The organism is Streptomyces sp. NBC_01717 (assembly GCF_036248255.1).
Classification (GTDB): Bacteria; Actinomycetota; Actinomycetes; order Streptomycetales; family Streptomycetaceae; genus Streptomyces.
Map to the genome: position 1 here is coordinate 489,613 of NZ_CP109178.1, position 23,294 is coordinate 512,906.

The following is a 23,294-nucleotide window of genomic DNA, read 5'->3' on the forward strand; positions in this document are numbered from 1 at the left end:
TTCGCGGTCGTCCGGAGGCCAGGCCACAGATGGGGTCGCTGGGAAGCCGAACGGCCACGAACTGCGACGAACGAGAATGTGGATGAGACTGAGCAGATGGCGTCCGGCCGGCGGAACAACGGTCTCTCGCGGCGTCTACCGCTTCTTGCGGATTTGGCGCTTCTTCGCCTTGGCCTCCTTCTCCTTGCGCTGTGCGACCCCGTAGGACGACCAGGAGCCTTGGTGCTTGGCGCAACGAGAAGTGCCGATCACTGCGAGGCTTCGGCACGCTGTTCCAGCCTTGGTGCGAGCGCCGCACTTGGACTGAGATGCCATTGCATACCTCCTACCGAAAACCTTGGTACCTCCGGACCTCACGCACACTCCCACTCGTCGCCCAGGGGCGGGAGGCGCATACGCGATGCACGGGCGCACACTCGCGCTGACTGTCTTTCCGCGGAAGCACAACAGAGAGTCGGCTGACCATCTGAGCTTGGGAATCACCGGCCGATCAAGCTCGACCAGGGACCTGACCTGCGCGTAAGCGCGCCTCTGCTCTTGTCGGTCATGATTGCGACTGACCCTGAGTGGGAGCGGCTTGAGCCGTTGCTGCCGGTGAGGTTCTCGGGCCGGTGTAGGCGGCGTTGGGCGCGGGCCAGTCCAGGCACAGGACGGTGGCGTCGTCGCGGGGGTCGTGGTTCGAGAATTCGAGGACGGCTTCGGTGAAGACGCGTACAGCGTCGCGTGGGTGCCACTCGCTGGTTTGTCGGATCAGGTCGCACAGGTCGGCTTCGGGCCCGTGGGGCTCCAGCATTCCGTCGGTGAGCAGGATCAGTCGGTCGCCCTGACGCAGGTCAAGGCTCTGGATGCGGTATCCCGGGTTCGGGGTGATACCGAAGGGCAGGTCGACCAGGGGAGCGATTTCCTCGACCTGCCCGTCGCGCAGGCGCAATGGCCAGACGTGGCCGGCGTTGACGAAGGTGGTCTGGCCGGTGTCGAGACTGACACGCAGCAGTTGACCGGTTGCCATGGCCTGTCCGCCGTGCTGGGCGACGGCCTGATGTACCTGGTCCGATTGGTTGGCGTACGCCTGATGTGCTTGGTGGGCGTAGTCGACGACGGCCTGATGGGCATCGTTTGCCTGGTCGAGGAGGCTGCCGCTCCCTCGGCGGGCATTGCGCAAGGCTCCGACGATCACGGTCGCCAGCAGTGCCGCCTGTACGTCGTGGCCCATGGCGTCGGTGAGGGACAGGTGCAGGGCGTGACGGTCGAGCGTGTAGTCGAACGTGTCCCCGCCAATGTCGGCAGCTGGTTCCAGTGCTCCCGCGACGATGAACCGGCCGGTGTCGCAGGTGAAGGAGTCGGGGAGCAGACGGTGCTGGATCTCGGCGGCCAGCGACAGCCGTGTGGTGCGCCGGCCCCATTCGTACAGATCGGTGAAGCGCCGGTTGACGATCACCACGTATGCCAGCGCGTGGGCGGCCTCCACGATGAGTTGCATCGTCTGGCGGTCGGGGCGGGCGGGCAGAGTCAGCTCCAGCAGGCCGATCGCATCCCCGCGGTCGGATACCGGCGCGATGACCTTGACCAGGCCCGGTCCGGTCTCTCCCGCCCGCTCGCCACTCGCCACGTGCGCTTGCTGGGAGCGGACCACTCCGTCGTAGATCGAGCCGCGCAACTCGATCCGCTGCGGCTGCTCCGGCCCACCCTCCCCCGGGGCCCCGGTGAGCCGTACGACGGCCTTGCCGCCAAGGTCCGTGATCAGAAAGGACACCTCGGTCGCGGCAAGCCTCCTCGTCAGCAGCTCGGCCAGTACGGCGACAGCCACCTCCGGGGGTGCTGACTCCACTGCTGCCAACAACTCGCCCAACCATGCCCGTTCATCAGCCACTCGGCACACCTCCTTGGCGACATCAACCGACCAGTCGACCGGTTGCCCTGGCCGGGACCGCTCGGACGAGTCATGAGGGAACAACGAACCACGTGATCAGACAGACACGCCCCTAGGCGTAAGGCCATGCGGCAGCCCGCAGTCCACGCCGGTGCTGTGGGTGACTTACAGCCGCCCCGCGCGTTGGACTTCCTATGACAACGCTGCCGATTACGCCGCAGCTCCTACCGATAGTGCCAGCCACCGCTGGGCATCTCGTGACGGGTGCCACCGACCGCGGGCAGGCTCGCCCGACCGGGCTACTCCGACGGGTCAGCCGGTGACCGGCGAGCCGTACGGGCCTTCACCGCCTCCAGCGACCCCCAACCACCTCGGCACGCTGATCGACCAGATCGTGGAAGCCGTGCAGACCGGAAACGACGCCGAGGTCCGCAGACAGCTCGCGCGCCTGACCGACGACGTTGCCCACACCCAGGCGCTCCTTGTGCTGCGCCAGCGCCTCAACGACGATCTGCACCCCTGACCACTCCGGCTACGCAAACTCGGCATCCCCGGCGAAAGAGAACTCTCCGGCCGCGGGCTGCCCTGGGGTGCCACCTGCAACGGATTCATCTTCCGCGACCGGACATCGTCGTGGTCGGAAGCGGCGACTCTGCCATGGAGGAAGCCACCTTCCTCACCTGCTCGCCAAGTCCGTGACCGTCGCCTACGGCCGCTCCGCCCTACGCGCCTCGAAGGTCCGGCAGAACCGGGCCTTCGCCGACGACAAAATCTCCTTCGCATTCGACACCGAGGTCGCCGAACTCAAGCAGGACGGTCTCATGCTCAGCGGCGTCGTACTGCGGGACGGTTTCCCCGGAGCCACGCGCGAACTCGCGGCCACCGGCCTGTTCATCGCGATCGGCCACGACCCGCGCACCGAGCTCTTCCACGGCCAGCTCGACCTGGACGAATCCGGGTACCTAAAGGTCGCCTCACCCACCACCCGGACGAACATCCCCGGCGTCTTCGGCGCGGGCGACGTCGCCGACCACACTTACCGCCAGGCCATCACCGCCGCCGGCAGCGGCGCTTCGGCGGCCCTGGTCGCCGAGCCCAACCTGACCGCACTCATTAGTCGTCGGTGGCGTCCAGGGCGCGCAGGGGCCGCAGGCCGCCGGGCAGGGCGGGGAGCTGAAAGGAGTAGCGGCCTAGCATGCTGATGTGACGGCGGACGAACGGGGATAGGCGGGCCACGTCCTCGTCGCGGACCTCGAACCCGTCCTCGCGCAGCTGCGTAATGGCGGCGTCCATGTACCTCGTGTTGAACAGCACGAGCGCATTCAGGACCAAGCCCAGCGCGCCGATCTGGTCCTCCATGCCGTCCTGGTAACGCTGGTAGAGCTGTCCGGCCTTGCCGTGGAAGATCTTCCGGGCGAGCGCGTGGCGGCCCTCCTGGAGGTTGGCCTGCACCTTGATCGTCCGCCGGTCGGCCGGTTCGTCGGCAGTGTCCTGCGCCAGTAGTTGATCGTTAGTTGGTGTGTGACTTCTGCTGCTGGTGCGTCCGTTCCTCGTCGGGTCCGAAGCTGGAGCCGTTGCTGCTGTCTGATGACGAGCGGGCTGAGTTGGAGCGGTGGACGCGTCGGGCGACATCGGCCCAGGCCCTGGCTCTGCGGGCGCCGGATCGTGCTGGCGTGTGCGGGGCCGAAAGTACCGCCGATTGTCGCGGTTGCCCGGGATCTGCGGGTGACCGCGGACATCGTCCGCAAGTGGCAGCGGCGCTTCCTGGCGGACTCGGCGCTACTCCCCTTCCGGTCGGGTGAGAATTTCGGCTCCGCTGTCGGTGATGGCGATGGTGTGCTCGCTGTGCGCGGTCCGGCAGCCTGTCGCGCTGCGCAGCGTCCAACCGTCGGCGTCGGTCACGAGTGTGGCAGTGTCGGCCATGACCCAGGGCTCCAGGGCGAGCAGCAGTCCGGGGCGCAGCTTGTATCCGCGGCCTGGCCGTCCGGTGTTCGCGACGTGTGGGTCCTGGTGCATGGTCGAGCCGATGCCGTGGCCTCCGAACTCGGTGTTGATCGGGTAGCCCGCCTTGCTGAGGACCGTGCCGATGGCGTGGGAGAGGTCGCCGATGCGCGCCCCAGGCTTGGCGGCGGCGATGCCGGCGGCGAGTGCACGTTCGGTCGTCTCGATCATCGCGACGCTCTCCGCTGGCCTGGCCTTGCCCACCAGAAAGCTGATCGCGGCGTCCGCGGCCACCCCGCCCCTGGCTACGGCGAGGTCGAGAGTCAGCAGATCCCCGTCTGCCAGCGTGTAGTTGTGAGGCCGCCCATGGAGCACTCCGTCGTTGACGGCCGTGCAGATGTAGTGCCCGAACGGGCCGCGCCCGAAGGAAGGCGCGTAGTCGACGTAGCAGGACTGCGCTCCCGCCTCGGTGATCATCTCCTTGGCCCACTGGTCGATGTCTAGCAGGTTCGTCCCGACCGTGCTGCGCTGCTTCAGCGTGTGCAGGATGTTTCCGACCAGGGCGCCGGTGTCCCTCGCCCGCTCAAGCCGCGCGGAGTTCAGGATCTCAATCATGGGGGCCTCTCACGTATGTCCAATAACTATCCCGGTCTAACTGTACCGGTATTAGAATGGGGTCATGGTCAGGTTGCCGCTCACCCCCGCCGAGGTAGAACGCGGACAGCGCCTTGGCGCCCTGCTCCGCCGAGCCCGGGGCTGCCGCTCGATGCTGGACGTGGCGCTCGCTTCGCACATCTCGCCGGAAACTCTGCGGAAGATCGAATCCGGCCGTGTGGCTACCCCCGCCTTCCCGACCATCGCAGCGATCGCCGACACCCTCGGCCTGTCTCTCGACGCCGTCTGGGCCGAGATTAGCCAGGCGGAGCGAACCGTCGAGGATCAGTCGGTCCTGCCTGTCACACGGCAGGCATTGCTGGTTTCGTAACGCCGCACTCAGAGAGTCAGCGGTTCACTGACCGTGCTGTGCCGGTACGCCTGCGCGCACGCTGATGACCTCGTCGACCAGCCCGAGCACCACCTCGGCGGCTACACCGACCTGACCGCCTGTCGGCTCCGTCGCTTCCTGCCCGAAGGGCGCGAGCGCCCGCACCCTCGCGGTGTGCCCGCACGCGGGGAAGGTGTGGGAGACCCAGTAGCCGACGCACTCGCGTCAGGCGGCGACATCGCCGTTCTTCCTACTTCGGCATCGCGGTGCGGTTGGAGATCCGCTCCTCCCGCTCGTGCCCGGCCGCACACCGCCACCACACCGCGACCTGCATCTTCGGCGTCGCCTTCTGCGGCGTCAGCCCGCCGTTGCGCTCCTGAAGCCACATCGCGGCGACCTGCGGATACGTTTCGACCAGCGAGACCCCTAACGCGCCATGGTCCCCTTCCTCTGCTCGGTCAGGTCGCCTGACCGAAGCCCTCGCTGGTGAGGTTCTCCTCCCGCAGTCGTGTGAAATCCATATTCAGCTTCGGGTCATACGCCTCCGGCTGGATGCCGAGCTCATGGGTGCTGTACTCGCCGAACCGCTTGATGTGCTCGGTCAGGTACTCCGAGATGTGAGCCAGGTCCTCGGGGTCGATGGCGTAGCCCTCCTCCTGGAGCTGGCGCACGATCTCGGCGATGTCCAGGGCATGGCGGAAGATCACCGCGTTCGTGAGCAGAGCGTAGAATTTCGCGCTCTTCTCCTGCTCGACGGGGTCGTTGTCGGTGATGACGCCGCCGTTGCCGAAGCCGATCCACTGGGAGAAGCCGTTGAACGCCTCGACCTTGTTCGTGGCGGCCACCCACCGGCGCAGCGGGGCGTCCGAGAGGTAGCGCAGCAGCTGAACGGTACGGATGACGCGGCCGACCTCGCGGAAGGCCGTGTACGTCGCGTTCTTGCGCGAGCCGGTTCCGCAGGCGCCGCAGCAGCAGCGTGGAGGAGATGACGCCCTCGCGCACGGAGACAGCCGCCCGCATCAGGTGCCGGAACTGGGACTCGATCAGGTCGAAGTCGATGCTGTTGCGGCCGCTCTCCCCGAACAGGGCGTCGATATGTACGTACTCGGTCCGCTTCGTGGCGGGCATCGCGGCGGCGGCCTTCCTGAGCCGCTCGTGCGCGGCGGGGAAGACGCCTTGGGCCCACGCGTCCTGTTCTCGGACCCGCTTGCTTCCCTCCTCCATGTTGATCTGCGTGATCGCCAGGGCCGGGCAGTCGGGGGTGTGCCAGGTCTCGCTGATCCCGCCGCCGGTCCTCACGTATGCGACGCGGGTGTTGTCGGGGCCCGGCAGGGCGAACCAGTCGGTGCAGTCGACGCGTTCCGTCTCAGTCATCGCGGAGCTCCCTTCAAGTGGAGGCAGAGCCTGCCGCGCGGTCACGGCAATAGCATGCTCGGATGCCTGCCGAACCTGCCCCCGCCGCGCTGGCGGACCTGGCCCGACGGCTGGTGCGCACGACCTTCGGGGTGCGCGCAACCGAACCGCAGCCGCTGGCGGCCGGCGCCTGGTCCCAGGCGTTCGAGCTGACCATCGACGGCATGGAGGTGGTACTGCGCATCGGCGCACATGGTACGGACTTCGCCAAGGACGAGATCGCCGCCCGCTTCGCCGGACCCCACCTGCCCGTCCCGCCGGTACTGGCGAGGGGCGTGGTCGACAACTGGCACTTTGCGATCTCGGCCCGCGCGCACGGGACCGGGTTCGACGACCTGTCCGCCGCCGACGTGGCGCTGACGCTGCCGAGCCTGCTGACCACGCTCGACGCCATCGGCAGCATCGACCTTGCCGGCACCGGCTACGGCATCTGGCCCCCGGACAGGCGGGCACCGTACGACTCCTGGGCAGATGCGCTGCTGGCCATCGGTACCGAGACGGCCCGGGTACCTGGCTGGCGAGCAGCGCTGACCGACTCCGAGATCGGGCTCGGGCCGGTGGAAGCCGGGCTGGCCGCACTCGCCACACTGGCGCCGTACCTGCCCAACGAGCGCCGCATGGTCCATGGGGATCTGCTCAGTCGCAACGTCCTCGCTGCTGGCGGCGATGACGGACCACGAACAGCAGCGCAGACGAGAGCAGTTCCTCCAGGGCAGCCGGGACGCGCAGGAGATGTGGGAGCGGGAGACCGCCTCCCCTGCCGGGCCACTGCCGGGCGCGGTGCTCGATGTGCTGGAGCACGGCAACGGCTGCTGGTCAGTGCCTGATCCTGAGCGGCAGGCCAGCCTCGGCCGCCCGGCGGAAGACGTCCCCACACGTGGGTAACCGTATCGGCGCGCGTTCGGCGAGGACGAGCAGTGCATGCCGCAGTTCCGTGCTCAGCTGGGTGAGTCGATGGCTGGACTGGCTGCCCCTGTATATGTGCAGGCGGAAGACGTTGACGGCGTGTCCGTCACGGTCGTCGGCGAAGGTTTTCGGGAGCCCGGCAAGCAGTTCGTAGTCACGCTTGCCGGTCGCCGCGTCGGCCACGGCTTTGAGGGACAGATCATCAAATTCTGCGGCGGACAATGAAGTGTCGACTGCGACAGCATGGGTCACCAGAGCCGCGAAGAGCTCGATCAGTCGCTCGCCTGCCGTCGTGTCGATGCCCCAGGCCTGCAGGTTCTCGTGGCGACGAGCCTGCCGCCATGGCTCCTGGTCTACCAACGGCAGCAGAACACGGCCCAGATGAGCGCAACGACGCCACAGCATGTCGTGGTCGGGGGGCACGGTCGATCCTCTCGACGGCGAGTGGAAGGCCTGGGGCCGAGGGGTGTATGCGGGACGTCAGGTCACGTCGAGTCCACAGCCGAGCCGGAGCCGCGGTTGTCCCGCCTCTTCTGCTGGGTGGCCACCACGATCCAACCGGCGGCTATCACGACGCCTACCGTGCTCGCCGCCGTCACCCAGGCCCCAAGCGGGAATCTTGTCGTCGCCGCCCGGATACCTCTGGCCGCACACCCGCACCGATTCCGGGTGCTCGGCAGAGACTTCGAGGCACACCGCAGTGCCAACCGTGGGAGTCGTTCGCCCGACCCCCTGCAGCACCGGCAGATCCTCGGTGGCGAACCGCTGACCGCCAACCTGATAGGACACCCGGATATCGGCCCCACCTTTGACCTGAACCACCCGGTCAACGACACCGTGGACCCGCACGGGCGAGGCGTCGATCTGCCAGCTTCTGAGATCTCGACAGCCAGAGAACAGCCTCCCGCCAGTGCCACCCCAGGCACCCCACGGCGACCGCAAGCGGCACCAACCTCTTCCACTCGAAAGCACCCCACCCCATACCGACGTGGTACCCGCCCACCTTCAGCCGAACCAGACGTCCTGCAAGGCCGGGGTGTTGCCGTAGTAGTGCGCGCCCCAGCCTGTGTGCAGGGTCAGGCTCAATCCGTGGCGGGCGGCGCGGGCGTCTGCTTTGCAGAGCTCGCGCAGCGGGACGTCGTAGGGGTACCAGACGCAGGCACGCGTTGAGCCAGCAGGAACAGCCCTGGCAGCCGGGCCCGCACGATCTGCCCTTCACCACCCACCTGATCAGCACGGCACCTGCGGCGTCCTCGCCCAGCCGCAGGGCGTTGAAGTCGCCGTGCGGTACCCGCAGCAGCTCGGCCTGGCCGCCCTGGTAGGGGCCCATCTCATCGAAGCCGTAGGCGGCGAGGGCGGCCTCGGGCTGCATCGTCAGGCAGTAGTTCGTCAGGCCCTGCTCGCACTGCTTGCTGAAACCGCACGCAATGTTGAACGGCAGGCGCACGTACTCGCCGACCTTGACACTGCGGAGCCGACCTCTACGACCTGCCCCAGGTTCTCGTGGCCCAGCGTGCGGCCGGTCTCGAACGACGTGCGGCCTTCGTACATGTGCAGGTCGGAGCCGCAGATGTTGGTGCTCGTGATCTTCACGAGGATGTCGCTGGGGTGCTCGATCTTCGCGTCCGGTACGTCCTTCACCCCAATTATGATGTGGCCTTCGTACACCGCTGCCTTCGTGATCAATCCCTCTTCGCCGCTACGCGCGAGCGCTATTGCTACTTGCGCTTGGCGACGGGTAGTCGACGGCACCATCGGCAGCCGTGCTCTGCCGTCCGGCGCGTTTTGAGCGGAGCGTCGGCGCGCCCCCTTCTCTTCCTCCACCTCCCACTCGCCCTGGCCGGGCGCGATTCTCCGACAGGCGCCGCAGCGAGGGCAGCGAGGCGGCCCCGCTCGTAGCGGGACTTCGAGCGGGCGCGGGTCAGCGGGCGCACCACGGCCTGGTCCTCGATCTCGCGCGGGTACAGCACTGCGGGCCATCTGCCAGGAGCAGGCACTCGCCCGCCGCTTTCAGCGACGGAGCCCCGGGAACGCGGCACCGCTCCCCGCTACGCGCGGCGGCGGGCGAGCAGGCGCAGACTCGCCCGTCGAACCTCTGCTGACGCTGAGTGCCGGGACGTCGACGGCCAGGAGACGGAGCGCCGCTCACGGTAGGGCTGCCGCAACAGCGCTCTACCCGAGACCTTCCGTCAGTCCATCGGAGGTAGACGGTTTGAGGAATCCCGGACTTGCACACTCGTCCGCAGCTCTACCCCTGTGGGCCGGGGCAGAGGGTGCACGGATGGTGACGATAGGCTCACGCGGTGGGCTGGAATCCCCGTCGCGCCGTCCATCGGGGCTCTCGGAAGATCGGGGAAGGAGCCGGTCCGGTCGAGGGCGGGGCCAGAGGAGGCGATGGGATGCGGCAGGCAGGTGTGCTCGATGTCGGGTGCCACAGTGCGTTGCTGACGGTGGTGCGACGGCGCCCGGGTACGGTGCTGGAGCCGGTGTTCTCCCGCAAGGTGCGGCTGAGACTGCACGAAACCCTCGACCGCAAGGGACGGATGGACAAGGCCGGCGTGAAGAGCATCGAACGGGCAGTGGCCGAGGCCGTCGCCACCGACCGGCGTCTGCGCAGGCCGGAAGTCTTCGCGTTCGCGACCTCCGTCATCCGGGACGCGCCCAACCGCGACGAGATCATCGCGCGCGTGGCACGCACCACCGGCACCCGCCTTCGCGTGCTGACCGGCGAGGAGGAGGCCCGGCTGGCCTACGTGGCCGCCCGCCAGTGGGCAGGCTCGACGCCCGGGCAGCTGCTGGTCCTGGATATCGGCGGGGGTACTGTAGAGATCGCTTCCGGCACCGGAGACCGGCCCCGCGTCGTCTACTCGCTGCCGCTGGGCGCCCGCAGGATCACCCGGGACTGGCTTCCCGGCGGCACCGCCCCATCCCCACGCCGACTGGCCGAGGTCCGGCAGCACCTCCGCCGGTCCCTGGAAGCCGTCCCCGGCCTGCCGCAGGCCGAACCGGGCGGGCGGGTGCTGGCCTGCTCCAAGACCTTCGAACAGCTCGCCCGGCTCGCCGCCGCTCAGGGCAAGACACCGCGAGCCGGACGGCAGCTCGCGCTACCCCAACTGCGCACGTCAGTATCCCTGCTGGGCGCCGCAGGACCGTCCCACCGTTCCAAACTGCCGGGCATCTCCCCGCACCGCGCCGAACAGTCCCTGGCCGGAGCCCTGATCGCACAGACCCTCATGGAAGCCTGCGGGGCCAAGAACGTCGAGATCTGCCCCTGGTCCACCCGAGAAGGACTGCTGCTCGAACGCCTCGGCGTGCCGCACACCACAACCACAACCGTGCACCCCCGCCTGGCCGGCTGAACCCAACGGACGTCGAAAGCGTCGACACCCGGACCATCACGGAGGCCAGCCATGAATGGGCATGAGTCAACGGAGATCGAGGCACGCCTCGCTTGGGCTGCCCGATTGGCCCCCGTGACAAGGACGAGATCACGGGCCGAGTCCGACCGAGAGCGGCACATCGGTCACCACGCTTGGATGACCACGCACGACGCCGCCGCCCCCTGCCTCGGCCGTAGCAGTGGCCAGAGACAGGGGGCGGAGTGCTCGGGGGCGAGTTCTAACCTTGCTTGAGTCCGCCCCCTCCCGAGTGTCGGGGGCGGATTCGTCGTCCGGCCGCGGGTGGGGTGAGGGTTCCGTGGACCGGACGACTCATCTACTCAACCAGCACACATCCCCCTGACTCGAACCCCATGTAGACCATCCGGCGGTACCGCAGTACGGCGAGGTCCGTCTGATCCCCGTCGGTGGCAGTCCAGGCCGCCGCCAGGAGACATCAAGACCACCGCCTACACCAGTTTTCCTACCGGCCCGGCCAGCCGGGTGCGCCCGGCGTCGCCGTCGGCCACTTTCGAGAGATGAGCGCCCCGATAGTTGTCCACGTCCTCTCCCTCACTGGCGGTCGGGCGGTCACATCAACGATGAGTCGTCGGTGTCATCTACGACGACCAGGGCTTGGTCGAACTTCTTCGGCGGGCCGGCTTGAGGGCCCGCACTGGATCGAGTGGCGCGGCGGCTGGCCTCATCGATACCGATGGGCATATTCCTAGGAGCTGCGCTCCCGTGGGGACATGAAGACGGTGTGTGATCCACGACCGCACCATGCTCGTCCCCAACAGTGCGCCGACTGCAGCTCAGGTTACGTACGGGGCACCGGAGTTGCACACCAGTGCCGTTGACGCGCCAGCCGCCATTCACGCGCTCCCCGATGCCCGTCAGCGCCGCCACACAGGTCACCCGCGCGTCAGGGTCTGCGCGTCCAATCCAGTCGCTGTGAGGGCTCGACTCCTTTCCTCGCGATGCGGTGCTGTATGCCGTGCTGGCATAACCGTCCCGGTGAGTGAGCCTCTCCTCACGCTGATCACCCCCCGGAGCATCGATTCTCTGGCGGAAGTTGGCCGTTGCAAGGCGGGGAACACGCCCTGCTCGATTTTGGGAAGGGTTTGTCGCGGGCTTCGGGGGCAGGCGACGCGTGGCAGTCAATCGAGGATTGGTGGCGATGTGACGATTTCCATCCAGGCCCAGGGAGTGTCCGTAGCACTGGAGCAGACGACATCATCGGTGCGCAGCGAGCGGATCGTGGTGACCTGCCGTGGGTCGAGGACGCGGGAAAGGTAGCGCCCAAGGATGCGCGGGCCTTGTCCAAGCTGTTCTTCGACCAGCTTCAGATCCTTGAAGAGGGGACACGCGAATACCAGTACGCCCGCAACACTTTGATCGAGATGAACCAGAGCCTGGTCGTCTTCGCCGCGCGCAGGTTTCGTACCCGCGGCAGCGGCGAGATGGAGGACATCATTCAGGTCGGCACGGTCGGCCTGATCAAGGCCATCGACCGCTTCGACCTGTCACGCGAGGTCGAATTCACCTCCTTCGCCATCCCCTACATCGTCGGCGAGATCAAGCGTTTTTTCCGTGACACGAGTTGGGCCGTCCACGTCCCGCGCCGTCTGCAGGAGCTCCGGGTGGAACTGGCCAAGGCCCAAGAGCGACTGACCGTCGTCCTGGGCCGCCAGCCCACCGTGCGCGAGTTGGCCGGGGACCTCGACCTGAGCGACGAGGAGATCATCGAGGGCTTGGTGGCGTCCAACGGCTACACGGTCAGCTCTCTCGACATCCCCGGCGGGAACGACGACCGATCCGACGGCGGCCTCACCTATGCCGAGATCCTCGGCGACCGCGATCCCGCCATGGACCTCGTGGAAGACCTCCACGCTCTGGCTCCGCTCCTGGAAGAGCTCGACGACCGGGAGCGCCACATCGTCGAGATGCGTTTCGGCCAGGAGATGACCCAGTGTCAGATCGGTGCGGAACTGGGCGTTTCCCAGATGCACGTATCCCGGCTCCTGGCCCGCACCGTGACCAAGCTCCGCACCGGCATGCTCACTGAGACCTGAACCGACCGCCAGAGGCTGTATGAGACCCCCAGACGTTGCAGGCTGCGGAGAGGTGTGTGCCCGCCACGGGGTGCTGGAACACGTCTTTCTGTTCCAGCTTCGGGCGCCGGAACACGTACACGTGTTCCCGGGCTCAACACGCTCCCTGGCCGCCACGTCACACCACCGAACGGAGGATCCGGTCCCCTATCCACCTGCGCGTTCTCGGATGAGAGGGCACGGACCGGTGTAGCGTCAAGGCCAGCTGTCATGGTTCCGAAGTATCCGTCGCCCGTGAGCGCGAGTTCACGGGCGGCCCTGCTGTTCACAGTCTCCGAGGGCCAGGGCGATCACCTCCGGTCCCCGCATGGTGCGGGCCGGCTTCGAGCCCCCTTGGAGGACAAAATGGCCAGCGGAACCGTCAAGTGGTTCAACGCGGAAAAGGGCTTCGGCTTCATCGAGCAGGACGGCGGCGGCCCGGACGTCTTCGCCCACTACTCGAACATCGCCGCCCAGGGTTTCCGTGAGCTCCAGGAAGGCCAAAGGGTGAAGTTCGACATCACCCAGGGCCAGAAGGGCCCCCAGGCCGAGAACATCACCTCCGCCTGAGCCCTGACGCACGACGCCCGCCCCGCGACAGGCTCGCTGGGGCGGGATTTGTGAGCCGCTTGCCTCCCGTTGCCCCCACAGCCGAGCTACACACCACGACGGCCTTCACGCTTCGTCGCCCTCTCCCGCACTGCGCTGCCTTCCCCGGTAGCCCGGCCCGCCCGGCCAGGCGAACCCACAGCGACTGCCGTCAGGTGCCCAGGCGCCGCGCTCGACCCTCGTCTCCCAATGGGCGCCGCGTCACGGTGAGCGCGGCTGATCACGAACGAATGGGGCGGCCCGGATGGTGACGTTCCGGGTGGCGCCGCTGCAGAGCGCTGTGCCGCTCACGACCACGAAGCGGCTGCCGGCGTACGTACGGCCGGCCCTACGTCAGGCCGATCTGGGGGTTACATGCCTGGCACGCCTCGATGTCCGGCTCGGCCAGCGCGATGATCGCTTCTTCGCGGTTGATGAACCCCAGGTCCGGGCACAGGGTGCAGCCGCCGCGGTGCAGCATCTCGGATGCGGCAGGAACCGCCGCGGGGCCTGGTGGCCCCCGGCTCGTGGGGAGTTGGATTGACCCGAGCCGTCCGGCTTGCGCTCGCCGGACGGGTAGCAGCGTGGACGGTGTCACTGTTCCCCCGCTCCGAGCACGGGCCGGGGAGCAGGGGTTTTGCGGGAGCCACGAACTGTCAGTCGTCGGCGAAGCGTGCTTCGTAAAGCATCTCTCGCGCTTCCCCCTTCGGCGATCGAGGAGCTTCGTTCGTAGTGGCAGACCAGGCACTGGCCAATGCCAATCTGCACGCTCAGCTCGTCGCCGCCCTCTGAGCTGAACGTCGTGTAGTTGCAGACCGGGCAGTCCTGCAGGTCCAGGATCGGCCGCTTCCTTGCCCAGACGTCTCAGTCTCTTGAGCGCTTATGCCCGAACGGCTCACCTATCACGTTCGAGCAGATGGCGGCTTTCAGGTCGTTTCTCTGTGCGCCGCACGGTTACCTGTTGTTCATGACTGAATCGCCAGATTTCGACGACCGTGGCCCTGCTGCTGGATCTGTGCGGCGGGCACTGAAACGCGTACTGCCGTCGGCGTCGGGACCCGGCAGGATCATCCAGGGTATGGACCGGCTGGAAAGTGCTGCCGCCCTGGACGGGCTCGTCGAGCACGTCCGCAGCACGGTTCGAGCGGTTCCCCTTGGCCGTGCGAGGGATGTGCTGCACGGCCGCTGGCTGGGCCATCCCGTTCACCCGCTGATGGTGCAGGTGCCGATCGGCACCTGGTTCTCGGCGGCCGTGCTCGACCTGCTCCCCGGACAGCGACGGGCAGCGAGCACGTTGATCGGCGTCGGGCTTGCTGCCGCCGTTCCGGCGGCCGCCGCGGGCTGGGCCGACTGGGCGGAGCTGCAGCACCGGCAGATGCGGGTGGGGCTGGTGCACGCGGCGGCAAACGTCACGGGAGCGGGACTGTACGCGGGATCTATCACTGCTCGGCTACGGGGGCGCACCGCCCTGGGAAAGGCGCTCGGGTTCGCCGGCCTGGCGGTCGTCGGTCTCGGCGGGGCGATCGGCGGTCACCTGGCCTACCGGCAGGCTTCTGGCGCCAATCACGCCGAGGTGGTGCCGGAGTTGGTAAAGCCGGGGTGGCACGATATCGGGGACGTCGCCGACTTCCCCGTCGACAGAGCAGTCCGGCGGCACGTCGACGATGTGCCCGTCCTAGTCGTGCGAGAGAGCGGCAACCGTGTGCACATTTTGGCGGACTCGTGCAGTCACATGGGTGGCCCCCTGTCCCAGGGCGCGATCGACGACGGCTGCGTACGCTGTCCCTGGCACGGCAGCGTCTTCCGCCTCCAGGACGGCTGGAACGTGCGAGGACCCGCGACCGCCCCTCAGCCCGCCTTCGAAACCCGTATCACCGGCGGCCATATCGAGGCGCGGCTGCTCAGCACGGAAGCGGCAGGCACAACCGACCCGTCGCACGACGCGGCTTGACGTACTGGAAGGCAAAGACCATCAATGCCATTCAGCGAAGGCAGCTGTGGATCACAGCGTGCGTGAAGCTCTTCTCAGGCATTGCGCACGGCCTGCTCGAGGTCGTTGCGATCAAGGGCCTCATTCTTCGCGTACTGCGTGATCGCTTCCTGCAGATCGCGCTCGAGATCACGCCAAGCCCGCCATGCCGTCTCGTAGGTCGTCGTCTGCGCCTCGCTCCACGGCTCAGTGGCCGGCGGCCCCAATCGCTCGCGCAGTTCCATGACGCGAACGTGCGCCTCGTCCGTCGCGCGCCGCATGCCGACCAGCTCTTCGATGGTGTCTGCCACGCCCGAACCCTAGAACGATACGGCCGGGCGCGCCCGCGCGGACCCGGACGGGCGGCCAGAGGAGTCACTCCGGTTCCCCCTGAGTGGCCGCCGTCTGCTGGTCGCCCCAGGGGCCCAGACGTCTGCGACTGGCGAAGGTCACCGTGTCCGCTTGGCCGAGGTCGCCTTCTTGGCTGCTCGCTTTGTGCCCGTGGTCTTCTTGCTCGTTGTCTTGCGTACGGGAGCCGTCGCTTCGGCTGCCTCTGCCTCGCTGCTCGCGCCAGCCTGAATCAGAGTGCCGGAGCCGTTCTCCAGATGTGCGCGGATGAACCACTGGAACTGCTCCAGGGAACGTAGGTGCCCGATGAGCAGATCCTCGGTGACGGGGTCGATGGAGGCGACTTTCGCGGCGGCACTCCGGTGGTCCTTGATGACGCCGGAGTAGACGAGGTCGAGTGCACCGAGGTGGGCCAATGCGTCCGCGCGACCGATGCTGTAGTCGTCCCAGGTGCGCTCGGATACGAGAGCTCCGGGGGTGCCGTGCGGTTCGCCTCCCAGCGCGGAGATGCGTTCGGCAGTGCCATCGGCCATGCTCCGCACTGCAGCGGTCTGCGGGTCGAGCATCTCGTGCACGGCGATGAAGTTGGGTCCGACCACGTTCCAGTGAATGTGCTTGAGGGTGAGGGCGAGATCGTTGAGCGCGTGCAGACGCGGCTGCAATAGTTCGATCGCCCGTCCGCCCTGTCTGACGCCGAGGCCGGGGACGCTATAGCGGGGGGTGGTGTCGCTGGGGGACATGAGGCTCCTGTGACTCAGTGAAGATCTATCCGCTCTCATGTGCACCACGTCGGGGGTCCTCCTACGCCCAACTGCGAAGACACCACCTGACTGGCCCTTCGCGAAGGCTCGGTCGGCCTATGCGTGCGGCCTTGCAGCCAGTGCCACACAACCGCCAGGACGCTGGGTACCACTGATCTGCTTCAGCCACCTTGCCCCGATCGCCGCCGGCGGATGACCGCCAGGTCGAGCACCGCTACGAGGAGGAGCACCCCGCAGACTGCCGCGAGCACGCCAAGGACGGTCGAGCTGGGAGAAGAGTCCCTGCTTGAGGAGGTCGCCCACCACGCGAACCCAGCGGTCGCCAGGGCGAAGACGACCAGTGCGGCTGTGGACAGGATCGTGCGCAGGACCAGGTCGCTGCGTGCGGTGAGGGGTTCGGTGCCCGCGCGACGGTGGCGTGTCGGGCTGCGGGATTGGCTGTCGTCCCTCGGTTCGCGCGGGGGCATCTGGGACATCGAGCTCACCTCTGACCTGCTGATGACTGACCGGACCGGGGGCAAATGCGGTACCCGGCTGGATTGTCGGGCCGCCGGGGTGCGGCCCGACAGGTTCGAAAAAGCTGCACTACCTCGTCCTAGCAATCACCTCTGCGCGGCATACAAGGGCGAGGCGGCGTCGCGAGCGCAGATCTGACTTGATGCGATGAGCAGTCACGCAGTTGACCGGAGTCAGGGCGGGCCAGCAGTTGACGATGCATTACGACCGTCTCCCGTCCGCCCTGACGGGCCCCACTGAGCGGGCTCGTCAGCGCCCACGGTCATCTCTGACCATCCTGCTCGATGGGCTCGACCGTATGCAGAACCTGGCAGCACTCCGGAGCTGGCGGCCGTCTGGGCCGGTCATGCGGCTGGATGAGTTCCACCCACTGGCATCCAGCGGGTTTTGGGCGGGACCGTGCGATCTGGTTAGCTTCCGCTGCCGTCCGGTCTACGCCCCCGTGACCGGGCGGCAATTTCCGCCCCCTCCGGGGAGGGGGCGGAAAAGCCAAGCGGGATCGCGGGGGCCGGCGGGTGGCCGTGTCAGCGGTCGCCGGGCATGGTGCGGTGCTCTCGTGCGCCGGGGCGGGTGCCGCGAGGGTTGTCGGTGCGGTCGCGGGCCGCGGAGGCAGCGGCGAGGGCGAGGAGGGTGGCGATGACGCCGGTGATGAGGTTGCTGGTGATGGATCGGGTGTGGGCGACGTCGCCTGCGACGACCCAGGGGGCGACGCAGGTCCAGATGCCGATGGCGGCGGCGGCCCAGGCCATGGAGTGGGTGCGCTCGTAGGAGGTGCCCAGGCCACCGAGGAGCAGCATGTAGGCGATGCCGGCGATGAGGTTGTTGACGGCGAGGGTGGTGAAGCCGTTGAAGCCGGCTATCCAGGGGGATGCCGCGAGGTAGAGGCCGGTGATGAGGGCCAGGGCCTCGATCATCTGGGCTCGTGGGGTGGCGGCGGCGCGCTCGTGCCGGGCACGCAGTTCCATCAGGTCGGGGTGCTCCTCGATGGGTGCGCGATGGGTTGACGCCATGATGGCCTCCGAATGAGAGCTGTTTAGCCACCATCTAGCCTAAAACTGACATAAAAAGAGGCAAACTGGGGCAGCCCCGGTTCCGGCCCTCGGGCCCGCCCGCGCCGGATGCGGCCGTCGGTGAACCCCGCCCCGGGCCAGGTCAGCTCTTGGCGATGGCCATGCCCAGGAAGATGCCGACGACCAGCCGCGGCGCGGCGGCCATCACGGACCAGGTGCCGCTGTGGGCGACGGCCTGCGTGGCCTGCGCGCCGGCAAGGCTGGCTCCCGGACGGCCAGGGCCGTCTCCAGCCCGTGAATCTCGCTCTTCAGCTCTGCTGTCTCCACGATCACGTAACTCACGTGCCTCATCCGAGTCCCCGAGCGGTGCCATCCACCCGTTCGTCGTAGACCTACCAGGCACTCTCCTTCGGGCAGACCTCGGCCAGGAGCTCCAGCAGGTGAGCGGAAACCGGATTGAGTTCGCCGCGCCGCACCCAGGTGTAGACGGCAGCCCGCGTCGGCGCGTCGACGTGCTGCAGCACATATCCGTCCACCAGGCCGTGGCCATCGGGGCACTGCCGGACCAGGATCTGCCGGGGCCTCCCGTCCTGTTCGGCCAGGACCTCGACGACCTCGCGCTCCGGGCCGTCACGGAACTGATACACCCAGCATTTCCGCATACCGACCATTCTCTCCACCACCCTCAGGAACCCGGCGCCGGACACGGCCACAGGCCCCTCATTGGATCACCACCCGTTCAGATGGCGACGCCGATCCGTCGTCCAGAGAGGCGCTCGTTGCGCCGGCACCCGCACGGCGTCGGGGGCGCGCACCCACACCCCTCAGGCCCTGTGCGCCGACCGCGTCGGGGGGTCATCGCGCGGCCGACCCCCAGGCCCCGCAAGCGCTCTCGGCGCCACCCAGGGCTCGACCCGTTCGGCATCGAATCCGGGGCCGACGCCACCACGCCCTGCCCCAACCCACCGCGCGACCGCCGACCCCCGGCGAGGGCGCCCGTCGTCGGCAACGGTGCACCGCAGACAACCAACGCGGCTGTGTCCGCGCAGTGGGGAAGCGATGGACGGTGATGCCGGAATCGGCCGGCACACCGTGAGAGAGGAACCGCACGATGGAACGGTCTGAGCTGGAGAGCAAGGTTCAGCAGCTGGAAACGGGTATGGCGCCCAGGAGGCGTTATGGCCGGGGCGCAGGCCACGCAAGCGGCGGCGGCGCAGGCCACGGTCAGCGGTGTCGGGGTGAACCTGACCGTCGCCTACGGCTCCAGCCTCGGCTCGTGCGAGGACCTGGCGCGCACCATCGCCGACCGCAGCGAGCGCTCGGCGGTTTCCAGGGCGGTGTGCGAGACAGGCCGGCGCGGAAGCAGCCCGCGTTGCAGTGCCGCGGCCACGGAGTGCTCTCGCGTGTAGCGGCGGGCGTTCTCGATGCACAGGGCCGTGTGGGCGGCCGCCGCGAGCACGACCTCTACGTCCGCCTCGTCGTACGGATCCGACTTCCCGGTGCGGTAGAGGCTCACCAGGCCGAGCACGGTGCCCTGCAGCGTCAGTGGCGCCGCAAGAAGAGAATGGGCGCCGGACGCGTGGATCGCGTCCGCGCGGGCCGGGTCGGTCTCCAGCCACGGCAAACCCGGATGCAGGGTGACCACCCGAGGGCGCAGATCCGACAGTGCCTGCGAGTATGGGGTCGGCGACGGCAGGCTGCGCACGCCCCCCGGCGGATACGCCTGCGGTGGATCGCCGTCGACGCTGCTACGGAAGGCGACACGGCGCAGCGGCACGTCAGCCGGCAGCGGAGCGAGCGGGGCGTCATCGCCCCGCACCGTCGAATCCACCACCTCCACGACCGCGATGTCCGCGAACCCCGGCACCAGGGTGTCAGCGAGGTCCCGACAGGTCACCATCACGTCGAGGGTCCGGCCCACCCGCTCGCGCACCGCACCGCACCGCACCGACTACGCCCACACGGGCACGTGCCTTTTCACGATCCGTGACTTCGACGCCCATCAGGGCAATACCGAGCACCTGCCCGCGCGGATCGTGCAGACGGAATGCAGAGACCTCGTAGGCACGCTCGCGCCCTGGATCGGCCGCGAGACGTCCCCACACGACGTGCCCCTGCGCGGGGACACCGCTGTCCCGCACCCTGCGGACGATGCGGGCGAGTTCCTCGGGATCCACGGGCCCCCGGACGGAATCGGGGAAGGGGCGCCCGACGAGGTCCCCCAGTGCCACGCCATGCTTGGAGGCTGCGTCGACCCGCACCACCCGCAGATCGGCGTCCAGCAGGCGCAACCCCACGGACGACTGGGTGAACAGGGCGTCGAGCATCGCCACCTCTGTCTCACTCAAACGCCTGGCCGCGTCACCCTGAGTCATAGAAATCGCCTCCACACAGTCAGCAGGCTCCCTCCACCCAGGATGGGAGTGACGGCGACAATGCACTACTCACGACCACAACCCCCAGACGTCCACAGCCCTCAGGAAAGATCGCACTGACGGCAACGATGGACGACAGCAGGACTCCCAGCCCCCTGCAGTCGGGGGCACGCCCCTCTGGCAGGGCTACATGGCTGTGCCCGCATCTTCTAGTGGGTTGAGAGGGTCGGACGCTGCGGATCGAAGCCGATGATTCGTGACCTGAACTGGTCTGCGGTGAGGTCGTCCGCACGGTAAAGGGCGGGACCCGGGGTGCGGAAACCGCCCGCTACCGCCGACTCGGCGAGGCGGGCATGACCGACCGCTCGTCCCGTCCGCACACCAGCCCGCGCCGCACCCCGACCCGCACCGAACGCCGGATCATCAAGGTCCGCGTCCTGCGCCGGTGGGGACCGGCCCGCATCGCCTACCTCCTGGGCCTGAACCCGGCGACCGTCCACCGGGTCCTGACCCGCTACCACCTGGCCCGCCTGACCCACCTGGACCGTGCCACCGGCCGCGTAATACGCCGCTACGAACGCGAACAACCGGGCGAACTCGTCCACGTCGACATCAAGAAACTCGGCAACATCCCCGACGGCGGCGGCCACAAAACCCTCGGGCGTCAGGCGGGCCGCAAAACCCGCTCCGGCGCCGGCTACAGCTACCTCCACAACGCCGTCGACGACCACTCCCGCCTCGTCTACAGCGAGATCCTCACCGACGAGGAGAAGGAGACCGCCGTCGCGTTCTGGCAGCGTGCCCACGCCTTCTTCACACAGGTCGGGATCACCATCGAACGCGTCCTGACCGACAACGGCGCCTGCTCCAAGAGCCACCTGTGGCGCAATTCCCTTGCCGATCAGGGCATCACACGCAAACGGACTCGCCCCTACCGGCCCCAGACCAACGGGAAGGTCGAGGGGTTCAACCGCACCCTCCTGGACGAATGGGCCTACGCGCGGCCCTACCGGACCGAGACCGACAGACGTGCCGCCTACCCGGCCTGGCTGCACACCTACAATCACCACCGCGGACACACCGCCCTCAAGGGCCAACCACCCGCCAGCCGCGTCCCCGACCTCACGGGTCAGTACACCTAGCCCGTCCCGACCCGTCTCAAGCCGTTTCAGCCTGCCCCCGTGCTCCCACGGGAGCACCACGGATGAGGCGCCCTGACCTGCGGGTATCCCTCCAGTGCCCCGTGAGACCGCTCCGGTCGCCAAATTGACCGAATGCGCCAGTGGCTGCCGGAACTACGAAAGGAGATCGGCAATGCCGCCCGCTGCGAGCAGCACAGCGATGAATAGGAGAAACCCGAAGCAGCTCGGCTGCGCGAGCACATGCAGGCACCCCGGCCGGTCGGTCACCAGGCAGTTGAGTACCCCGTCGGTGTCATGCTGATCCACTTTTGGCAGCGCCGTTCCTCGGTACCGCCGGGAGGCCCTGGCCCTCGGCCGGTATTCCGGGCGATGGATGGACCTTCCCGACCCGGGCCGCCGCCAGCCTCAGGTCGGGAAGGAATCTCAGGTGATCTTGCATCGGCCGGTGCCGTCGCTTGCGCCTTGAGAACCCGCCCGCGACCGATCGGCGAAACGGTCGCGGGCGGGAGTCGCGGGAGTCACTGAGAGCGCGCCGACACGTCAGCGAACTCGTCCAGGACGACGGTGCAGTCCGATAGGGCGCGGACCAGTTGACTGGCGAGCACCCACCGCCCAGCAGGGTCGCCGTACTCGACAACCGTCGCCGTCGGCGACGGGACGAGGTGCGGTCGGCCCGGTAGATAGCGGACTCCGTACACACCGCACACTTGTGACGCCCCGACTCGGACAGCGACATGCCCAGCAAGCAGGTTGGGACAGAAGCGGACAGCCTCACGGGCGCACGGCACACAGACAGGCGGGTGCGCCGTCAGCAAACCATTCGGCCAGCCGTCCCAGTCCGCGCGGTGATCTTCCAGCAGCCAGAGCGTGCCGCGCTCGTCCTTGTCTGCCGGCCCGCCACAGACCTGACACAGCAGACGGCGCATCACCCAACGCTGACGCAGAGGATGCACCCGGCCGAAGTCGGGGCGCCCGCCCCCCGTATTGATCAGCGTCCGAAGCCACAAAATGCCGTCGGCGTCCCGGTCGTACGGGGTCTCGTCCGGGTAGGCGATACCGCCGCGAGGCCCGACCACCAACCTCGTTGGTCTGCCCTGCTCTTCCGACCATGACGTGATGTGCGGAACGACAAGCGAGCGTGGGACGGTCATCGCCGGAAACGCCGCCATACCCGGCCGAGGACGCTCGCGGTCACACACGGCGCCCCGTCACGACAGGACGCACACCTGTAGGTATGGCCCACGAAAGCCTGGTAAGCCCACTGCCCGCGAGACAGGCGCTTGGCTCTCTGCAGCGTGATCACGTCGACTCCTTCGGACAGGTACGACAACGTCGCGGAAAGATGAAGACGGACGACCCCGGGTGCTCGGGACGGGCACCAAGGTCCACAGCCGTCGTGGCGGACAGCGAGACCGCGCACCACACGCAATTGGCACCGCGGCGCTGCGGCATCGAAAGGGATTCGAGGGGCGGCACCTGCGCCGCCAGAGGCGTGGTCAACAGAACGCCCCCGCCTGCAAGCGGTGACCGCCGGGTCCGAATGCCGCGCCCAGCGCTGCGGGGTCGGTGAGCCGGCCGGAGCCGTCCGGTTTCTCCAGCCATCCGAGGCCGTCGATGTACCGATCGGCCGGCGGGCACCGCAACATCCACCCCTTGGAACGGACAGTCAGCCGCGGAAGGTCGGCCAGCAGCTCCCCACCGCCAGGGGGCACGAGCCACCAAGCAAGTTCTGCTGACGGGTAGACGAGCACGGGGCCAAGACCGTCCGGCCCGATGCGCTGCATCGCGTCGACAGACCGCATGAGGCCGACCTCGACAGCCAGCCACAGCCGTCCCGACGGAATAGGGGCGAGTTGCTCCCGCGCCCATAACCGATGAATCTGCAACGGATCCGGGGCCGAGAGAGCCAGCCACTCCGAGCCCGGATTGCGTGTCCGTGGGGCCATGACCAGGACGGTAGGCGCCCCTGTTTCTCAAGACCCGCTGTGTTTCTCGCTGTT

25 protein-coding genes and 5 pseudogenes are annotated in these 23,294 nt (G+C 68.0%); 9 read left to right on the forward strand and 21 right to left on the reverse strand.

Features of this window, described 5'->3' with window-relative positions:
• Nucleotides 1-135: 135 nt before the first annotated feature.
• Both OHB49_RS02270 and OHB49_RS02275 read right to left on the reverse strand, forming a co-directional pair.
• Complete coding sequence (locus OHB49_RS02270; RefSeq protein ID WP_078853193.1) at nt 136-315, reverse strand: hypothetical protein; 180 nt, start codon at nt 313-315, stop codon at nt 136-138.
• Between the two features lie 229 nt (nt 316-544).
• Nucleotides 545-1,870, reverse strand: a complete 1,326-nt coding sequence (locus OHB49_RS02275) for a PP2C family protein-serine/threonine phosphatase (protein ID WP_329157464.1) — start codon at nt 1,868-1,870, stop codon at nt 545-547.
• Nucleotides 1,871-2,189: 319 nt separating this feature from the next.
• On the opposite strand from OHB49_RS02275, the gene OHB49_RS02280 reads away from it, so the two are divergent.
• Together OHB49_RS02280 and OHB49_RS02285 are read left to right on the forward strand one after the other, a co-directional pair.
• Nucleotides 2,190-2,393: a hypothetical protein gene (locus tag OHB49_RS02280; protein WP_329157465.1), complete on the forward strand. Its 204-nt coding sequence runs from the start codon at nt 2,190-2,192 to the stop codon at nt 2,391-2,393.
• Nucleotides 2,394-2,405: 12 nt separating this feature from the next.
• Nucleotides 2,406-3,072, forward strand: a pseudogene (locus tag OHB49_RS02285) (NAD(P)/FAD-dependent oxidoreductase); the annotation flags it as partial.
• Here OHB49_RS02285 and OHB49_RS02290 read toward each other — a convergent pair.
• Together OHB49_RS02290 and map are read right to left on the reverse strand one after the other, a co-directional pair.
• Nucleotides 2,984-3,352, reverse strand: a pseudogene (locus tag OHB49_RS02290) (Tn3 family transposase); the annotation flags it as partial. The pseudogenes OHB49_RS02285 and OHB49_RS02290 overlap by 89 nt on opposite strands.
• 297 nt (nt 3,353-3,649) lie before the next feature.
• Nucleotides 3,650-4,426 carry a type I methionyl aminopeptidase gene (gene map, locus OHB49_RS02295; protein WP_329157466.1) on the reverse strand — a complete coding sequence of 259 codons (777 nt, stop codon included), beginning with the start codon at nt 4,424-4,426 and terminating at the stop codon, nt 3,650-3,652.
• A gap of 64 nt (nt 4,427-4,490) precedes the next feature.
• On the opposite strand from map, the gene OHB49_RS02300 reads away from it, so the two are divergent.
• A complete protein-coding gene (locus OHB49_RS02300; RefSeq protein WP_329157468.1) occupies nt 4,491-4,796 on the forward strand; it encodes a helix-turn-helix domain-containing protein in 306 nt (101 codons plus the stop codon).
• Between the two features lie 24 nt (nt 4,797-4,820).
• Here the strand turns inward: OHB49_RS02300 and OHB49_RS02305 are convergent, their stop codons facing one another.
• The 4 genes and pseudogenes from OHB49_RS02305 to OHB49_RS45715 form a co-directional block, all read right to left on the reverse strand.
• Nucleotides 4,821-4,961 (reverse strand): hypothetical protein, encoded by a 141-nt coding sequence (locus OHB49_RS02305; RefSeq protein WP_329157469.1) that lies wholly within the window; start codon nt 4,959-4,961, stop codon nt 4,821-4,823.
• 85 nt (nt 4,962-5,046) lie between these two features.
• Complete coding sequence (locus OHB49_RS45710) at nt 5,047-5,184, reverse strand: zinc-ribbon domain-containing protein (protein ID WP_443079475.1); 138 nt, start codon at nt 5,182-5,184, stop codon at nt 5,047-5,049.
• Between the two features lie 70 nt (nt 5,185-5,254).
• Nucleotides 5,255-5,806 (reverse strand): Tn3 family transposase, encoded by a 552-nt coding sequence (locus OHB49_RS02315; RefSeq protein ID WP_329166324.1) that lies wholly within the window; start codon nt 5,804-5,806, stop codon nt 5,255-5,257.
• A pseudogene (locus tag OHB49_RS45715) lies at nt 5,748-6,170 on the reverse strand (Tn3 family transposase); the annotation flags it as partial. The gene OHB49_RS02315 and the pseudogene OHB49_RS45715, both read right to left, overlap by 59 nt.
• A gap of 62 nt (nt 6,171-6,232) precedes the next feature.
• On the opposite strand from OHB49_RS45715, the gene OHB49_RS02320 reads away from it, so the two are divergent.
• Nucleotides 6,233-7,036 (forward strand): phosphotransferase, encoded by an 804-nt coding sequence (locus tag OHB49_RS02320; RefSeq protein ID WP_329157470.1) that lies wholly within the window; start codon nt 6,233-6,235, stop codon nt 7,034-7,036.
• On the opposite strand, the gene OHB49_RS02325 is transcribed toward OHB49_RS02320, so the two are convergent.
• Complete coding sequence (locus OHB49_RS02325) at nt 7,026-7,538, reverse strand: hypothetical protein (protein ID WP_329157471.1); 513 nt, start codon at nt 7,536-7,538, stop codon at nt 7,026-7,028. The two genes, OHB49_RS02320 and OHB49_RS02325, sit on opposite strands and share 11 nt — an antisense overlap.
• 820 nt (nt 7,539-8,358) lie before the next feature.
• Nucleotides 8,359-8,756: pseudogene (locus OHB49_RS02330) on the reverse strand (alcohol dehydrogenase catalytic domain-containing protein); the annotation flags it as partial.
• 758 nt (nt 8,757-9,514) lie between these two features.
• Here OHB49_RS02330 and OHB49_RS02335 point away from each other — a divergent pair.
• From OHB49_RS02335 to OHB49_RS02345, 3 genes are all read left to right on the forward strand, one after another.
• Entirely contained in the window at nt 9,515-10,474 is a 960-nt protein-coding gene (locus OHB49_RS02335) for a Ppx/GppA phosphatase family protein (RefSeq protein WP_329157472.1), read from the forward strand.
• A 1,253-nt stretch (nt 10,475-11,727) separates the two neighbouring features.
• The gene (locus tag OHB49_RS02340) at nt 11,728-12,567 is read left to right on the forward strand and encodes a SigB/SigF/SigG family RNA polymerase sigma factor (protein ID WP_329166326.1); all 840 of its coding nucleotides are present in this window, start codon (nt 11,728-11,730) and stop codon (nt 12,565-12,567) included.
• Between the two features lie 384 nt (nt 12,568-12,951).
• Nucleotides 12,952-13,155 (forward strand): cold-shock protein, encoded by a 204-nt coding sequence (locus tag OHB49_RS02345; RefSeq protein WP_329157474.1) that lies wholly within the window; start codon nt 12,952-12,954, stop codon nt 13,153-13,155.
• Between the two features lie 367 nt (nt 13,156-13,522).
• On the opposite strand, the gene OHB49_RS02350 is transcribed toward OHB49_RS02345, so the two are convergent.
• On the reverse strand, nt 13,523-13,654 hold the full coding sequence (locus tag OHB49_RS02350) for a DUF6233 domain-containing protein (protein ID WP_329157476.1): 132 nt from the start codon (nt 13,652-13,654) through the stop codon (nt 13,523-13,525).
• A 597-nt stretch (nt 13,655-14,251) separates the two neighbouring features.
• Here OHB49_RS02350 and OHB49_RS02355 point away from each other — a divergent pair.
• Complete coding sequence (locus OHB49_RS02355) at nt 14,252-15,124, forward strand: Rieske 2Fe-2S domain-containing protein (RefSeq protein ID WP_329157478.1); 873 nt, start codon at nt 14,252-14,254, stop codon at nt 15,122-15,124.
• A gap of 74 nt (nt 15,125-15,198) precedes the next feature.
• Here the strand turns inward: OHB49_RS02355 and OHB49_RS02360 are convergent, their stop codons facing one another.
• From OHB49_RS02360 to OHB49_RS02390, 7 genes are all read right to left on the reverse strand, one after another.
• On the reverse strand, nt 15,199-15,453 hold the full coding sequence (locus tag OHB49_RS02360; RefSeq protein ID WP_329157480.1) for a hypothetical protein: 255 nt from the start codon (nt 15,451-15,453) through the stop codon (nt 15,199-15,201).
• Between the two features lie 138 nt (nt 15,454-15,591).
• Nucleotides 15,592-16,230, reverse strand: a complete 639-nt coding sequence (locus OHB49_RS02365) for a Dps family protein (protein ID WP_030980923.1) — start codon at nt 16,228-16,230, stop codon at nt 15,592-15,594.
• Nucleotides 16,231-16,412: 182 nt separating this feature from the next.
• Nucleotides 16,413-16,727, reverse strand: coding sequence for a DUF6343 family protein (locus OHB49_RS02370; RefSeq protein ID WP_443079476.1), 315 nt, complete (start codon nt 16,725-16,727; stop codon nt 16,413-16,415).
• Nucleotides 16,728-17,291: 564 nt separating this feature from the next.
• Nucleotides 17,292-17,777, reverse strand: a complete 486-nt coding sequence (locus OHB49_RS02375; RefSeq protein ID WP_329157484.1) for an SPW repeat protein — start codon at nt 17,775-17,777, stop codon at nt 17,292-17,294.
• A gap of 392 nt (nt 17,778-18,169) precedes the next feature.
• Entirely contained in the window at nt 18,170-18,424 is a 255-nt protein-coding gene (locus tag OHB49_RS02380; protein ID WP_329157486.1) for a hypothetical protein, read from the reverse strand.
• Between the two features lie 608 nt (nt 18,425-19,032).
• Nucleotides 19,033-19,677, reverse strand: coding sequence for a GAF domain-containing protein (locus tag OHB49_RS02385; protein ID WP_329157488.1), 645 nt, complete (start codon nt 19,675-19,677; stop codon nt 19,033-19,035).
• The gene (locus tag OHB49_RS02390) at nt 19,652-20,125 is read right to left on the reverse strand and encodes a PAS domain-containing protein (protein ID WP_329157490.1); all 474 of its coding nucleotides are present in this window, start codon (nt 20,123-20,125) and stop codon (nt 19,652-19,654) included. Before OHB49_RS02390 ends, OHB49_RS02385 begins: the two co-directional genes overlap by 26 nt.
• Before the next feature lie 353 nt (nt 20,126-20,478).
• On the opposite strand from OHB49_RS02390, the pseudogene OHB49_RS02395 reads away from it, so the two are divergent.
• Nucleotides 20,479-21,294, forward strand: a pseudogene (locus OHB49_RS02395) (IS481 family transposase); the annotation flags it as partial.
• A 153-nt stretch (nt 21,295-21,447) separates the two neighbouring features.
• Here the strand turns inward: OHB49_RS02395 and OHB49_RS02400 are convergent.
• From OHB49_RS02400 to OHB49_RS02410, 3 genes are all read right to left on the reverse strand, one after another.
• A complete protein-coding gene (locus OHB49_RS02400) occupies nt 21,448-21,600 on the reverse strand; it encodes a hypothetical protein (RefSeq protein ID WP_329157492.1) in 153 nt (50 codons plus the stop codon).
• 212 nt (nt 21,601-21,812) lie between these two features.
• Nucleotides 21,813-22,370, reverse strand: coding sequence for a hypothetical protein (locus OHB49_RS02405; protein ID WP_329157494.1), 558 nt, complete (start codon nt 22,368-22,370; stop codon nt 21,813-21,815).
• Between the two features lie 420 nt (nt 22,371-22,790).
• Nucleotides 22,791-23,240 carry a hypothetical protein gene (locus OHB49_RS02410; protein ID WP_329157495.1) on the reverse strand — a complete coding sequence of 150 codons (450 nt, stop codon included), beginning with the start codon at nt 23,238-23,240 and terminating at the stop codon, nt 22,791-22,793.
• Between the last annotated feature and the right edge of the window lie 54 nt (nt 23,241-23,294).